The following is a 13,725-nucleotide window of genomic DNA, read 5'->3' as shown; positions in this document are numbered from 1 at the left end:
GGAGTTGACCGGTACTAATAGGCCGAGGGCTTGTCCTCAGTTGCTCGCGTCCACTGTGTTAGTTCTGAGACAACGAACAGTTGTCGGCTTTGAGCAGAACAAACAATTAAAGAGTGTGCTTGTTCGCTCGAAACCATTAGGGTTTCGGTGGTTATAGCGTAGGGGAAACGCCCGGTTACATTTCGAACCCGGAAGCTAAGCCTTACAGCGCCGATGGTACTGCAGGGGGGACCCTGTGGGAGAGTAGGACGCCGCCGAACAATCTTTGGAAGGACCCTTGGTCCCAGCGTTCAGCTGGGACCAAGGGTCCTTTTTGTTTTTGCAGTGCGCGCCGGGCACCCGGCTGCGCGAGAATGACTTGCGGTACCGAAGACAGGAGTCACCATGTCCACCAACTCTCCCGACGACCGACCGGAGCGCGACCAGCGGCGACGGGAGGGGGACCGGAGCGACCGCAACGACCGCGGCGGTCAGCGCGGGGGCCGCGGGGACCGTGGAGGCTTCCGCCGCGACGACCGGGGCGGCAACGACCGTGGGGGCTACGGACGTCGTGAAGGCGACCGCGGGGACCGCGGCGACCGCGGTGATCGCGGTGATCGCGGTGATCGCCCCGAGCGTGGCGAACGTGGCGGCTTCCGCCGTGATGACAGCCGTGGTGGTGACAGCCGTGGTGGTGACAGCCGTGGTGGTGACAGCCGTGGTGGTGGGTACGGCCGGCGTGACGACCGCGACCGCGGCGGCTTCCGTCGCGACGACCGGGGCGACCGTCCCCCCTTCCGGCGTGACGACCGCGACGACCGTGGTGAGCGTCGCGACGACCGGGACCGTGGTGGTTTCCGTCGTGACGACAACCGTGGCGGTGACAGCCGTGGTGGTGGGTACGGCCGGCGTGACGACCGTGACCGTGGACCGCGCAGGGACGACCGAGGCGACCGGCCTGCCTTCCGGCGCGACGACCGCGGTGACCGCCCCGCCTTCCGCCGTGACGACCGGGGCGACCGGCCTGCCTTCCGGCGCGACGACCGCGGTGACCGCCCCGCCTTCCGCCGTGACGACCGGGGCGACCGTCCCCCCTTCCGGCGCGACGACCGTCGGGATGACAGGCGGGACGACCGCCGTGATGACCGGCGTGGCGAGAGGCGTGACGGCGATCGCGGTGGGTTCCCCCGCCGTGACGACCGCCGCGACGACCGCCGTGACGACCGTGGTGGCTTCCGTCGCGACGACAACCGCGACCGTGGCTTCCGTAGCGACGACCGGGACCGTTCCAGGGACGGCGACCGCGGCTTCCGGCGTGACGACCGTGGTGGTTTCCGCGGCCGCGACGACCGCCGTGACGACCGCCGTGACGACCGCCGTGACGACCGACGCGACGAGCGGCGTGGAGACGACCGTGGGGAGCGCGGCGGATTCCGGCGCGACGACGCGGGTCGGGGCGGGCGCCCCGGCTTCCGGCGCGACGACGGCCCCCGCAGCGACCGTGGCGATTTCCGGCGGGACGACAACCGCGGTGACCGCGGTGACCGCGGTGGTTTCCGCGGACGTGACGACCGCCGTGACGACCGCGGCGGACGCGGTCCCCGACGGGATGACCGGGGCGACCGAGGCTTCCGGCGTGAGGGCGACCGGCGTGACGGCGACCGGGGCGGCTTCCGCGGTCGGGACGACCGGCGTGGTCCCGGCCGGTTCCGTGAGGAGCGGGAGCGGGACAGGGAGCCCATCAAGCGGCTGCCGATCCCCGAGGACGTCACGGGCGACGAGATCGACAAGGACGTACGGCAGGAGCTGCAGAGCCTGCCCAAGACGCTCGCGGAGGACGTCGCCAGGAACCTGGTGATGGTCGCGCGGCTCCTCGACGAGGACCCCGAGGGCGCGTACGGCTACTCCAGGGTGGCGCTGCGGCTGGCGTCGCGTGTCGCTGCCGTACGGGAGGCAGCCGGGTTCGCCGCGTACGCCAACCAGAAGTACGGCGAGGCGCTGGCCGAGTTCCGGGCCGCGAAGCGGATGACCGGGAACATCGACCTGTGGCCCGTCATGGCCGACTGCGAGCGTGGGCTCGAGCGGCCGGAGAAGGCGCTCGACATGGCCGGGGCGCCCGAGGTGCACAAGCTCGACAAGGCCGGCCAGGTCGAGATGCGGCTCGTCGCGGCCGGTGCGCGGCGGGACCTGGGGCAGCTGGACGCGGCCATCGTGACGCTGCAGAGCCCGGAGCTGGCCGCCAACGCCGTGCAGCCGTGGACCGCGCGCCTGCGCTACGCCTACGCAGACGCGCTGCTCGCCGCCGGACGGGAGAGCGAGGCGCGGGAGTGGTTCGCCAAGGCCGTCGAGGCCGACCGCGACGGCAGCACCGACGCCTCGGACCGGCTCGCCGAGCTTGACGGCGTGGAGTTCGTGGACGCCATGGCCGGCGACGCGGACGAGGTCGAGAACGACCAGGTCCCGGCTTCGGACACGCCGAAGGCCGACGAGGTCGAGGACGAGGGCGAGAACGACAAGGACTGACGTCCGTAGGAGAAGGGGCGGGATCCCGGCCGTGAGGCTTGGGGTCCCGCCCCTTCGTCATGTCGTAGCCGGCTTTCGCCTGTCAGAGATCCAGCGCCCGCAGTACCAGGCCCGTCGCCGGCTTCGGCCCGAACGAAGTCGACTTGCGGGGCATCGTGACGCCCTGGCGAGCCAGGTCGCGGACGACCTCCTCGCGGACCGGGTGCATCAGGACGGCCGTGCCGCCGTCGCGTTCCGCCTTCTCCACCGTGGCCGCCGTGTCGTGGATGTAGGCGATGTGGGCCGGGGAGTCCTCGGAGATGCGCCAGACGTGCTCAAGGAGCGTGGCGTGCAGGACCGTCGCGTCCAGGGTGCGCCAGGCGGCGGGGCGGTCGGCAGGGATCGTACGGGCCAGCAGGCCCGGATCCGGCTGGTCCACCAGGTGGAAGGCGCCGTCGCCGGCCAGCAGGAACGCGTTGCCGGCGCAGGCCGCGTCCGCGAGCGTGTCGAGGGCCTCGGCCAGCGGGACTTCGAGACGGCGCACGCGGAAGTGGCCTTCCAGGGCGGCCACGGCGTCACCGACCGGCAGGTCGTGCAGGAGGCGGTGGATGGCGCGGACCCGAAGGGGGTAGCGGGCCGTGTCGACGAGGAGGACCAGGCCGTGGTCCCACGGGCTGGGGGAGGGGTGCTCCGTGCGGAGTCGGCGGTAGGTCGCCCAGCGGTGGTGGCCGTCGGCGATGAGGGCCTGGTGCCGCGCCAGGTCCGACTGGATCGCGGCCAGGTCGTCGGGGTCGGTGACCGACCACAGACGATGGCTGAAACCGTCCTCCGTGGTGGTGGCGAGGAGTGGGGGCCGGTCGGCGGTGCGCTCGATCAGGTCCGCCGTGGTGGTCGTCGAGCTGTCACCCCGGTAGGTGAGCAGCAGGGGTTCGAGGTTGGCCGACGTGGCGCGCATGAGGGCGGCGCGGTCGGCGACGACGTGCGGCATGACGTCCTCGTGCGGCAGCACCACCTGCTCGGCGGGGTCGGAGACGCGCAGGGCGCCGATGATGCCGCGTTGCAGCATGCCGTTGCCGTCCTGCTGCTCGTAGACGTAGAGCCCGGGTTCCGGGTCGGTGGTCAGAACGCCCTCGGACAGCCAGCGGCGCAGGGTGTCGGCGGCCTGTTCGTTGCGGGCGCTGGGCGTCGCGGCCTGGGGGAGGATCAGGCGGACGATGTTGTGCGGGTCGGCGGACTCGAGGTGGTGCAGGCCGTCGGGGCGCACCACGACGTCGTACGGCGGGGATGTGACGGCGGCAAGGCTGCCGACCCGGTCGGGGTCGTAACGAAGGCCTCGGAACGGGGTGAGTTCCAGGCCTCGGTGCGCCGTTGCCTCCGAGTGACCTGCTGTCTTCATCAGGGCATCGTACGGCTGTCGGTGGCATGGGGGATGATCGGGGGAAAGCCGTCGAACGAGGAGCGATGCGGGATGAGCCGGAGCGTCAGGACGAGGCCCGAGGGCAGTGGGCAGGCCCTGAGCGAGGCGTACGACACGGCCCTGCTCGATCTGGACGGTGTGGTGTACGCGGGCGGGAACGCGATCGCTCACGCGGTCGAGTCGCTGGCGACGGCCCGGGAGGGCGGTATGCGCCTGGCGTACGTGACGAACAACGCGCTGCGGACCCCGGACACCGTGGCCGAGCATCTGACGGAGTTGGGGATACCGACGGGTGCGGAGGACGTCATCACCTCGGCGCAGGCGGTCGCGCGGCTGATCAGCGAGCAGGTGCCGCAGGGCGCCCGCGTGCTGGTGATCGGCGGTGAGGGGCTGCGGGTCGCGCTGCGCGAGCGCGGGCTGGTGCCCGTGGAGTCGGCGGACGACGATCCGGCGGCGGTGGTGCAGGGGTTCGGTGGTCCGGATCTGCCGTGGGGCCGGTTCGCCGAGGCGTCCTACGCGGTGGCGCGCGGTGTGCCGTGGTTCGCGTCCAACACCGACCTGACGATTCCGAGCGGGCGCGGGATCGCGCCGGGCAACGGAGCCGCGGTGGAGGTCGTGCGGATCGCCACGGGCGCGGAGCCGCAGGTCGCGGGCAAGCCGCTGCCTCCCATGCACCGGGAGACCATCCTGCGCACCGGTGCGCAGCGGCCGCTGGTGGTCGGGGACCGGCTGGACACGGACATCGAGGGCGCGTTCAACGGGGAGGTCGACTCGCTGCTCGTCCTGACCGGTGTGACCGACGGCGCGCAGCTGCTGGCCGCGCCGCCGCAGCACCGGCCGACGTATGTGGACGCCGATCTGCGCGGGATGCTCGGCGGTCAGCCGGACGTCGTCGGGGCCGGCGAGGGCGGGTTCCGGTGCGGCGGCTGGACGGCGACGTCCGGGTCGGACCGGCTGGAGCTCGACGGAGAGGGTGAGGCTCTGGACGGGCTGCGCGCGCTGTGTGCCGTGGCGTGGACGACGGCCGGTGAGGGTGTGTGTGAGCTGGACGGGGGGAAGGCGCTGGCGCGGCTGGGTCTCTGAGTGCCTGTCAGTGCCTGTCAGTGCTTGGGGTGCGGCTGCGCGGCCGGGTACTCGTCGGGCAGCCGTGGCCGAGCCAGGCCTCCCCGGGCCGGGTCGGGAATCCGAATCTTGCTCGAATGCGAGGGTAGGCTAACCTAACTGCGTGTTGGTCGAGAGTCCCCCCGAACAGCGCGCGGAGACCGCCCCCGCGCCCCCGACCCGACGGGCGGTCCGAGCCTTCGGGCTCCTCCTGTCCGTCGTGCTCCTCGTGCTCGTCGCGCTGGCGAGTATCGCGATCGGAGCGAAAGAGCTGTCGCTCGGGCAGGTCTGGCACGGCCTGTTCGTGGACTCGGGGACCTACGGGGACGTCGTCGTGGCGGAGCGGCTGTCGCGGACGCTGCTCGGGCTGCTCGCCGGCGCCGCTCTCGGCCTGGCCGGGGCGGTGCTGCAGGCCCTCACGCGCAACCCGCTGGCCGATCCCGGACTGCTCGGCATCAATGCGGGAGCGTCCGCCGCGGTCGTCACGGCCATCACGTACCTCGGGGTCACCTCGCTCAGCGGCTACGTCTGGTTCGCGTTCTTCGGCGCGGCCGCGGTCGGGGCGCTGGTCTGGTTCCTCGGTGGCAGCCGGGGTGCGACGCCGGTGCGGCTCGCGCTCGCCGGCACGGCCATCAGCGCCGCGCTGTACGGCTACCTCCAAGCCGTGATGATCATGGACGAGGCTGCGCTCGGCAAGATGCGCTTCTGGACGGTCGGTTCGCTGGCCTCGGCCACGAACTCGACCATCACGCAGGTCCTGCCGTTCCTGCTGGCCGGCACGGTCCTGGCCCTCGCCCTGGCCCGGCCGCTCAACGCCATGGCCATGGGCGACGACACCGCCAAGGCCCTCGGCGCCAACCTCAACCGCACGCGGGCGCTGTCCATGCTGGCCGCGACGGTGCTGTGCGGAGCCGCGACCGCCGCCTGCGGGCCGATCGTGTTCGTCGGGCTGATGGTGCCGCACGTCGTGCGCTCCTTCACCGGACCCGACCTGCGCTGGATCCTGCCGTACGCGGCGATCCTGTCGCCCGTGCTGCTGCTCGGCGCCGATGTCGTCGGCCGGATCGTGGCCCGGCCCTCGGAACTCCAGGTGGGCATCGTCACCGCGATCCTCGGCGGACCGGTGTTCATCTATCTCGTACGACGGCGGAGGACGGCGCAGCTGTGAAGACCACCAACCGTGCCGTGCGGACCCCGGGCGGGCTCTCGATACGCCTGGACGCACGGGCCGTCACCGTCGTGCTCCTGCTGCTCGTCACGGCGCTCGCGGCGAGTGTCGTGCTCATCGGCACCGGCGACTTCCCGATCCCGGCCGCCGACGTGCTGCGGACGCTGGTCGGCGAGGGCAATCCGGGCCAGGAGTTCATCGTCAACGAGCTGCGGCTGCCGCGGGTCCTGGTCGGGCTGCTGGTCGGCGCCTCGCTGGGACTCGGGGGCGCGCTGTTCCAGGCCATCTCCCGCAACCCGCTGGGCAGTCCGGACGTGCTCGGTCTCGGGCAGGGGGCGACGGCCGGCGCCCTCGCGGTGATCGTGCTGACCTCCGGCAGCGCCAACCAGGTCGCCGTCGGGGCGCTGGTGGGCGGCCTGGTGACCGGCCTCGCCATCTACGTGCTCGCCTGGAAGCGGGGGGTGCACGGCTACCGGCTGGTCCTGGTCGGCATCGGCGTCTCCGCGATCGTCACGGCCGTCAACGGCTATCTGCTGACCAAGTCCGACATCGTGGACGCGACCCGCGCGGTCGTGTGGATGACCGGGTCCCTCGACGGCCGGGACTGGGACCAGGTGTGGCCGCTGCTCGCACTGACCGCCGTGCTGGTGCCGCTCGTCCTCGTCAACGCGCGGGGGCTGCGGATGATGGAGATGGGCGACGACGTGTCGTACGCCCTCGGGGTGCGGGTCGAGCGGGTGCGGCTGCTGCTGATGGTGGCGGCGGTGCTGCTCACCGCGTCCGCCACCGCCGCGGCCGGCCCCGTCAGCTTCGTCGCGCTCACCGCGCCGCAGCTGGCCCGGCGCCTGACCCGCTCGCCCGGGCCGAACCTGCTGCCCTCGCTGTGCATGGGCGCCACCCTGCTGGTCGTCGCCGACTGGGTCTCGCAGCGGGCGTTCGGCTCCGAGCAGCTGCCCGTGGGCGTGGTCACCGGCGTGCTCGGCGGGGTCTACCTGCTGTGGCTGCTGGTCAGCGAGCGCAGGGCGGGCCGGATATGAGGGCCGGCAAGAGCGCCGAGAGCAGCACCAGCAGCGGACTGAACAACCGAAGGAGCCCCGTGAACCGCCTGTCCGCCGAGAACGTCACCCTCGCCTACGACCAGCGGGTCATCGCCGAGCACCTGTCGGTGGAGATACCCGACCAGTCGTTCACGGTGATCGTCGGCCCCAACGCCTGCGGCAAGTCGACGCTGCTGCGGGCGCTGTCGCGGATGCTCAAGCCGAGCGAGGGCCGGGTGCTGCTGGACGGGAACGTCATCCAGTCGATGCCCGCCAAGAAGGTCGCGCGGACCCTCGGCCTGCTGCCCCAGTCGTCCGTCGCGCCCGACGGCATCACGGTCGCCGACCTCGTCGGCCGCGGCCGCTACCCGCACCAGGGCATCCTGCGCCAGTGGTCGACGCAGGACGAGCGGGTCGTCCAGGAGTCCATGCGGCAGACGGGCGTCGCCGAGCTCGGCGACCGCTACGTCGACGAGCTCTCGGGTGGTCAGCGTCAGCGCGTGTGGATCGCCATGGCCCTCGCCCAGCAGACGCCGCTGCTGCTGCTCGACGAGCCGACGACGTACCTGGACATCCAGCACCAGATCGACGTCCTGGACCTGTGCGCCGAGCTGCACGAGGAGCAGGGGCGCACGCTCGTCGCCGTGCTGCACGACCTGAACCACGCCGCCCGTTACGCCACCCACCTCATCGCCCTGCGCGAGGGCCGGGTCATCGCCGAGGGCGCGCCGAAGGACATCGTCACGGCGGAACTGGTCGAGGAGGTCTTCGGGCTGCGCTGCCAGGTCATCGACGACCCGGAGACGGGCACACCGCTGGTCGTGCCTGCGGCCCGCAAGGCCCGGGCCGGGACCGCGGGCGGGAAGGTCGCGGCTACAGAAGCTTCCTGAGCTGGAGCAGGTCCCGCACGCCCGCGTGCAGCTTCACCCGGCCGGAGCCCCAGGCCTTGGCGAAGTGCAGCTCCCCGCCGACCAGGGCCACCAGGTCGTCGCCCGTCATGGCGAGTCTGATCTCGGCCCTGCCGGGCGGCGGCCCCGGCACGGTGTCGTGCACCTCGATCCGCCCGCCGCGCATCCGGCCGACGAAGGTGATGTCGAGGTCCGTGATGTGGCAGCTCACCGAGCGGTCCAGGGCCGCGGCGTCGCGGACGTCCCCTTCGGCGCGCTGCATGTTGTCCGAGAGCTTGTCGAGTGCGCTGCGGCACTCCTCGATCGTGGCCATCGCGGTCGACGGTACCGCAGCGGTTCGCGGTAGCGTCGGGGCATGGACGACGCAGTTCCCGAGGCCCCTCCGGCGGCGGAGGAGGAGCCGGCGTACGACCCCGCCGCCCCCGCTCCCCTGAACGTGCCCCGCACGCCCACCGGCGACGCCGAGGTGGACGCCGCCCTGGGCCGGCTCGGCGATGCGGACCACCTCGCCACGGACGGGCATGTCGAGGTGTACGAGGATGTACACCGGGGGCTGCGCGACGCGCTCACCGCGCTCGACGCCCGCCCGGGACCTCCGGCGCCCCCGACGCCGCCTGGACCTAGGAGCTGAACCGAACGTGGCAGGAGTCGCACGTCGCCGTCTGGACGCGGAGCTGGTCCGCCGGAAGCTCGCGCGCTCGCGTGAGCACGCCGCGCAGCTGATCGCCGCGGGGCGGGTCTCCGTCGGCAAGACCGTCGCGACCAAACCCGCCACGCAGGTGGAGACCGCGGCCGCGATCCTGGTGGCCCAGGACGACGGCGACCCGGACTACGTCTCGCGCGGCGGCCACAAGCTGGCCGGGGCGCTCGCCGTGTTCGGTCCGCAGGGGCTGCCCGTCGAGGGGCGCAGGGCGCTCGACGCGGGCGCCTCCACCGGCGGTTTCACCGATGTCCTGCTGCGGGCGGGCGCCGCCCACGTCGTCGCCGTGGACGTCGGATACGGACAACTCGCGTGGTCCCTCCAGAAGGATGAACGCGTCACCGTCAAGGACCGTACGAACGTACGCGAGTTGACGCTTGAAGCGATCGATGGGGAGCCAGTGGATCTTGTCGTGGGGGATCTGTCCTTCATCCCGCTCGGGCTGGTCCTGCCCGCCTTGGTGCGGTGCGTGAAGCCGGACGCCGACCTGGTGATGATGGTCAAGCCGCAGTTCGAGGTGGGGAAGGAGCGCCTCGGCAGCGGGGGAGTGGTACGCAGCACCCAGCTGCGGGCCGAAGCGGTTCGGGGGGTGGCCGAGAAGGCCTGGGGGCTGGGGCTCGGGGTGAGGGGCGTGACGGCCAGTCCGCTGCCCGGGCCGTCGGGGAATGTCGAATACTTCTTGTGGCTGCGGTCCGGGGCACCGGCACTGGACCCGGCCGAGGCAGACCGTGCAGTGGCGGAGGGGCCGCGTTGACCGAGAACCGAGCTCGTACTGTTTTCCTGCTCGCCCACACCGGCCGGCCCGCGGCCGTGCGCAGTGCCGAGCTCGTGGTGAAGGGGCTGCTGCGCTCCGGTCTGGGCGTGCGCGTCCTGGAGGCCGAGGCGCGGGACCTGCCCCTGCCGGCGGAGGTGGAGCTGGTCAAGGAGGCCACTCCGCAGTGCCTCGACGGGTGCGAGCTGCTCATCGTGCTGGGCGGCGACGGCACGCTGCTGCGCGGCGCCGAGTTCGCGCGGGCCTCGGGCGTGCCGATGCTCGGCGTCAACCTCGGGCGCGTCGGGTTCCTCGCGGAGGCCGAGCGGGACGACCTCGACAAGGTCGTCGACCGGGTGGTGACCAAGGCGTACGAGGTCGAGGAACGGATGACCGTCGACGTCGTCGTGCACCGCAACGGGGACATCGTGCACACGGACTGGGCGCTGAACGAGGCGGCCGTGCAGAAGGTGTCCGCCGAGCGGATGCTGGAGATCGTCCTGGAGATCGACGGGCGGCCGGTGACGGGCTTCGGCTGCGACGGGATCGTCTGCGCGACGCCCACGGGGTCGACGGCGTACGCCTTCTCCGCGGGCGGGCCGGTGGTGTGGCCGGAGGTCGAGGCGCTGCTGATGGTGCCGATCTCCGCGCACGCGCTGTTCGCGAAGCCGCTCGTGACATCGCCGGATTCCGTGTTGGCTGTGGAGGTTCTGCCCCACATTCCGCCGGGTGTGCTGTGGTGCGACGGGCGGCGGACCGTGGAGTTGCCGCCGGGAGCGCGGGTGGAGGTCCGGCGGGGGGCTGTACCGGTGCGGCTGGCGCGGCTGCATCACGCGTCCTTCACGGACCGGCTGGTGGCCAAGTTCGCGCTGCCTGTTTCCGGGTGGCGGGGAGCGCCTCACTAGCGGTTTGTGGGGGTGGTTCCGCTTCGTCGGCGGGTGCGGGTGGATTGTGGCTGTTCGCGCAGTTCCCCGCGCCCCCAAGGAAGGGGCGCCGCCACACTCGTGGGTGACAAGAGTGGGCCAGTCGCAATCCGTGGCTAGGACCTCGTAAGGTCGTGTCCGTGCTGGAGGAGATGCGGATACGGTCGCTGGGCGTGATTGACGACGCCGTGGTCGAGCTGTCGCCCGGGTTCACCGCGGTCACGGGTGAGACGGGTGCGGGCAAGACCATGGTGGTCACCAGCCTGGGGTTGCTGCTGGGCGGGCGGGCCGACCCCGCGCTCGTGCGGATCGGGGCCGGCAAGGCCGTCGTGGAGGGGCGGATCACCGTTCCCCGCGATGCCACGGCCGCGGTACGCGCCGAGGAGGCTGGGGCGGAGCTCGACGACGGGGCCCTGCTGATCAGCCGTACCGTTTCCGCCGAGGGGCGCTCGCGGGCGCACCTGGGCGGGCGCAGCGTGCCCGTGGGCGTGCTGGCCGAGCTCGCCGACGAGCTGGTGGCCGTGCACGGGCAGACCGACCAGCAGGGGCTGCTCAAGCTGTCCCGGCAGCGGCAGGCGCTCGACCGGTACGCGGGCGACGCGGTCGGCGGACCGCTGGCCAAATACGGCGAGGCGTACAAGCGGCTGCGGGCCGTCTCCGCCGAACTCGACGAGATCACCACCCGGGCGCGTGAACGGGCCCAGGAGGCCGACCTGCTGCGCTTCGGGCTCGACGAGATCGCCGCCGTCGAACCCCGCGCCGGTGAGGACGTGGAGCTGGCCGAGGAGGCCGAGCGGCTCGGGCACGCCGAGGCGCTGGCGTCCGCCGCCGCGGCCGCGCACGCCGCCCTCGCGGGCAACCCGGAGGACCCGGAGGGCGTCGACGCCGGGACGCTCGTCGCGGGCTCCCAGCGGGCCCTGGACGCCGTACGGTCGCACGATCCGGCGCTGGCCGCGCTCGCGGACCGCATCGGGGAGATCGGGATCCTGCTCCGCGACGCGGCGGGGGACCTGGCGGGCTATGCCGACGACCTGGACGCCGATCCGCTGCGGCTTTCGGCCGTCGAGGAGCGGCGGGCCGCGCTCACCGGGCTGACGCGCAAGTACGGCGAGGACATCGCCACCGTGCTGGCATGGGCCGAGCAGAGCGCCGCCCGGCTGACCGAACTCGACGGCGACGACGAGCGGATCGGGGAGCTGACCGCCGAGCGGGACGCCCTGCGGTCGGAACTGGGCGGGCTGGCGCAGGCGTTGACGGATGCCCGGACGGAGGCCGCCGAGCGGTTCGCCGCAGCCGTGACCGCCGAGCTGGCCTCCCTCGCCATGCCGCACGCACGCGTGTCCTTCGACATCCGGCAGACCGAGGACCCCGAGGGCGTCGAGGTCGGCGGCCGTCCGGTCGCCTACGGTCCCGCCGGCGCCGACGAGGTCGAGCTGCTGCTCGCCCCGCACCCGGGCGCGCCGCCCCGGCCGATCGCCAAGGGCGCGTCCGGCGGCGAACTGTCGCGGGTGATGTTGGCCGTGGAGGTCGTGTTCGCGGGGACGGACCCCGTGCCGACGTACCTCTTCGACGAGGTCGACGCCGGGGTCGGCGGCAAGGCGGCGGTCGAGATCGGCCGACGGCTCGCACGGCTGGCGAAGAGCGCGCAGGTCGTGGTCGTGACGCACCTGCCCCAGGTGGCCGCCTTCGCCGACCGGCAGCTGCTGGTGGAGAAGACCAACGACGGGTCCGTGACCCGCTCGGGCGTCAAGGTCCTCGAGGGCGAGGACCGGGTTCGGGAGCTGTCCCGCATGCTCGCCGGCCAGGAGGACTCCGAGACGGCCCGGGCGCACGCGGAGGAGCTGCTCGCGGCGGCCCGGGCGGACGGCTAGCAGTCAGCGGCGCACCGGCGGCGGTGCGGCACGGCCGGGCGGGTCGCCCGAATTTCACTCGTGTGGGTGACCCGGTCCGGCGCATTCCCCCGCTGCCGCGCCCCGCTGTCGCGCCGCTGGGGTTCCGGCGTTCCCGGAACCCCCGTATGTCCTGGCATCCTTGGCGGAGTACGCGTCGTGACCGCCCGACCCGAACCAGGAGCCCGGCCACGTGACCCCCGTGAGCAGCCCCTCACCGCACGGCCAGTTGCCGCTGCGCACCGTGCAGGTGCTGGGCGGAGGCAATGCCGCCAGCAGTGCGCATGTGCGCTCGCTGGCCGCGGGGCTCGTCGCGCGGGGCGTGAAGGTCACGGTGTGCGCCCCTTATGAGGCCGACCGCGCCTATGACTTCAGCGGTGTCGGGGCCGACCACGTGCACGTGCCGCGCAGCAGTGACCCGGTGTCGGTGGCGGCCCTGCGGGCGGCCTGCGCCAACGCCGATCTGGTGCATGCGCACGGACTGCACGCCTCCTTCCGCACCGTGCTGGCCCTCAGCGGCCGGCGGGTGCGGACCCCGCTGGTCGTGACGTGGCACGACCGGGCGCACGCCGACGGCGCGCGTGCCCACATGCTGCGGGTCCTGGAGCGCAGGGTCGTGAAGGCGGCCACCGTCGTGCTGGGCACGACCTCGCCGCTCGTGGACCGGGCCCGGCTCACCGGCGCGCGGGACGCACGGCTCGCGGCCGTCGCGCTGCCCGGCCCCCGCAGGCCCCTCGAACCCGACGACCCCGACCGGCTGCGGCCCAAGGTGCGTGCCGAACTCGGCGCCATCGGACGGCCCTTGCTGATCGCCGTCGGCTCCCTGGAACGGCACCGCGGATACGACGTGCTGCTGGACGCCGCGCGCGCCTGGCGCCGGCTCGATCCCGTGCCCCTGGTCGTGATCGCGGGGGAGGGGCCGCTGCGCGGTGAACTCCAGGGGCGGATCGAGGAGGAGGGGCTGCCGGTCCGGCTCATCGGGCGCCGCGACGACGTCACCGACCTGCTCGCCGCCGCCGACCTCGCCCTGCTGCCGAGCCGCTGGGAGGCGCGCTCCGTCCTCGCCCAGGAGGCCCTCCACGCGCGCGTGCCGCTCGTCGCGACGAACGTCGGCGGCATCCCCGAACTCGTCGGCGACGCGGCCGAACTCGTCCCGTACGGGGACGCGAAGGCCCTCGCCGAATCCGTCGTACGGCTCCTCGGCGACCGGGCCCGCCGGGACACGCTGACCGCCAAGGGCGCCCGGCAGGCGGCCAGCTGGCCGACCGAGGACGAGACGGTCGCCCAAGTGCTCAGCGTGTACGACGAGTTGACCCAGCCCCGGCCCCTCCCGTAGCAGCCCCGGCAGCC

At 72.9% G+C, this 13,725-nt stretch carries 13 protein-coding genes and 1 rRNA gene; 12 read left to right on the top strand and 2 right to left on the bottom strand.

Translation table 11 applies throughout. The features are described from left to right. The first annotated feature begins 143 nt into the window (after window positions 1–143). The 3 genes from rrf (at window position 144) to IE153_RS41350 (ending at window position 2,502) form a co-directional block, all read left to right on the top strand. Window positions 144–260: ribosomal RNA gene (gene rrf / locus IE153_RS11555) — 5S ribosomal RNA — on the top strand. Window positions 261–493: 233 nt separating this feature from the next. Beyond that, a complete protein-coding gene (locus tag IE153_RS41355; protein WP_194532038.1) occupies window positions 494–1,837 on the top strand; it encodes an RAD23 family protein in 1,344 nt (447 codons plus the stop codon). After that, complete coding sequence (locus IE153_RS41350) at window positions 1,729–2,502, top strand: tetratricopeptide repeat protein (protein ID WP_194532037.1); 774 nt, start codon at window positions 1,729–1,731, stop codon at window positions 2,500–2,502. The genes IE153_RS41355 and IE153_RS41350 overlap by 109 nt, the downstream gene beginning before the upstream one ends. Window positions 2,503–2,584: 82 nt before the next feature. Here IE153_RS41350 and IE153_RS11545 read toward each other — a convergent pair whose 3' ends face one another. After that, a complete protein-coding gene (locus tag IE153_RS11545) occupies window positions 2,585–3,877 on the bottom strand; it encodes a DUF1015 domain-containing protein (RefSeq protein WP_189589612.1) in 1,293 nt (430 codons plus the stop codon). A gap of 72 nt (window positions 3,878–3,949) precedes the next feature. Here IE153_RS11545 and IE153_RS11540 point away from each other — a divergent pair, with 72 nt between their 5' ends. The 4 genes from IE153_RS11540 (at window position 3,950) to IE153_RS11525 (ending at window position 8,094) form a co-directional block, all read left to right on the top strand. Continuing rightward, window positions 3,950–4,981, top strand: a complete 1,032-nt coding sequence (locus IE153_RS11540; RefSeq protein WP_189589611.1) for an HAD hydrolase-like protein — start codon at window positions 3,950–3,952, stop codon at window positions 4,979–4,981. A gap of 142 nt (window positions 4,982–5,123) precedes the next feature. After that, complete coding sequence (locus IE153_RS11535; RefSeq protein WP_189589610.1) at window positions 5,124–6,167, top strand: FecCD family ABC transporter permease; 1,044 nt, start codon at window positions 5,124–5,126, stop codon at window positions 6,165–6,167. Next, a complete protein-coding gene (locus IE153_RS11530; protein WP_189589609.1) occupies window positions 6,164–7,204 on the top strand; it encodes a FecCD family ABC transporter permease in 1,041 nt (346 codons plus the stop codon). The genes IE153_RS11535 and IE153_RS11530 overlap by 4 nt, the downstream gene beginning before the upstream one ends. Beyond that, window positions 7,201–8,094 (top strand): ABC transporter ATP-binding protein, encoded by an 894-nt coding sequence (locus IE153_RS11525; RefSeq protein WP_189589608.1) that lies wholly within the window; start codon window positions 7,201–7,203, stop codon window positions 8,092–8,094. Before IE153_RS11530 ends, IE153_RS11525 begins: the two co-directional genes overlap by 4 nt. Here IE153_RS11525 and IE153_RS11520 read toward each other — a convergent pair. Next, window positions 8,078–8,425: a sterol-binding protein gene (locus IE153_RS11520; protein WP_189589607.1), complete on the bottom strand. Its 348-nt coding sequence runs from the start codon at window positions 8,423–8,425 to the stop codon at window positions 8,078–8,080. The genes IE153_RS11525 and IE153_RS11520 overlap by 17 nt on opposite strands. Window positions 8,426–8,467: 42 nt before the next feature. Between IE153_RS11520 and IE153_RS11515 the strand changes: the two genes are divergently transcribed. From IE153_RS11515 to IE153_RS11495, 5 genes are all read left to right on the top strand, one after another. Then, on the top strand, window positions 8,468–8,743 hold the full coding sequence (locus IE153_RS11515) for a hypothetical protein (RefSeq protein WP_189589606.1): 276 nt from the start codon (window positions 8,468–8,470) through the stop codon (window positions 8,741–8,743). Window positions 8,744–8,750: 7 nt separating this feature from the next. Beyond that, a complete protein-coding gene (locus IE153_RS11510; RefSeq protein WP_189589605.1) occupies window positions 8,751–9,566 on the top strand; it encodes a TlyA family RNA methyltransferase in 816 nt (271 codons plus the stop codon). Beyond that, entirely contained in the window at window positions 9,563–10,468 is a 906-nt protein-coding gene (locus IE153_RS11505) for an NAD kinase (protein ID WP_031112347.1), read from the top strand. The genes IE153_RS11510 and IE153_RS11505 overlap by 4 nt, the downstream gene beginning before the upstream one ends. A gap of 170 nt (window positions 10,469–10,638) precedes the next feature. Beyond that, complete coding sequence (gene recN / locus IE153_RS11500) at window positions 10,639–12,357, top strand: DNA repair protein RecN (RefSeq protein ID WP_189589642.1); 1,719 nt, start codon at window positions 10,639–10,641, stop codon at window positions 12,355–12,357. Between the two features lie 211 nt (window positions 12,358–12,568). Continuing rightward, complete coding sequence (locus tag IE153_RS11495; RefSeq protein ID WP_189589604.1) at window positions 12,569–13,711, top strand: glycosyltransferase family 4 protein; 1,143 nt, start codon at window positions 12,569–12,571, stop codon at window positions 13,709–13,711. Window positions 13,712–13,725 lie beyond the last annotated feature (14 nt).

Origin of the sequence: Streptomyces massasporeus (assembly GCF_014648995.1) — a bacterium.
Classification (GTDB): Bacteria; Actinomycetota; Actinomycetes; order Streptomycetales; family Streptomycetaceae; genus Streptomyces; species Streptomyces massasporeus.
This window is presented reverse-complemented; position numbering and strand designations above follow the sequence as displayed.